Annotated in this window: 1 protein-coding gene; it reads right to left on the bottom strand. The window is 21.5% G+C overall.

Annotation, left to right across the window (positions count from 1 at the left end; all coding sequences use genetic code 11):
• Positions 1-150: 150 nt before the first annotated feature.
• Positions 151-516, bottom strand: a 366-nt coding sequence (locus tag GBZ86_RS16715; protein ID WP_207707493.1) for a hypothetical protein, incomplete at its 5' end; no start/stop codon positions are given.

Below are 516 nucleotides of genomic sequence, written 5' to 3'. Positions count from 1 at the left end.
CTTGTAAATCAAATGCTTTCAATCTAATAATTTAAAATATGAATTTCAAATTGTAAAAGTATTAGTTTATATACCTAAAAATCTAGTATATTAGTATATAATAAAAGACTAAACTTTTAGAGATAAAATATTAATATGGATCTATTCTTCTTATGACTTTTTTTTGATTTTATTCATTGTAAATTTAAATATAATAACTATAAGTATAGGTATAAAAATTGCTATTAATAATATACTAGCTTCTTTTACTTTACCAAAAGCATTAGAACCTTCATTTGTAGTTACTTCATTATAAGTATGAACTTCATCACAAATATGAACTTCGTTATTATCTTGAGTATGAAATTCATTATTATCTTGAGCGGTATTATTGCCATCATATTGAGCTATATTTTTTAATTCTATAATATCATTTTTATGATAAATATTAGTATAGGTACTAGATTGAAAATTGTCTATAGGATGGTCATTGATTATAGTTTCCATAATACATTCCCTCTTTTCACTAAATATATC

Source organism: Clostridium tarantellae, from assembly GCF_009295725.1.
GTDB classification, from domain to species: Bacteria; Bacillota; Clostridia; order Clostridiales; family Clostridiaceae; genus Sarcina; species Sarcina tarantellae.
Note: the sequence above shows the minus strand (reverse complement) of the source record. Positions and strands in the feature narration are given on the sequence as shown.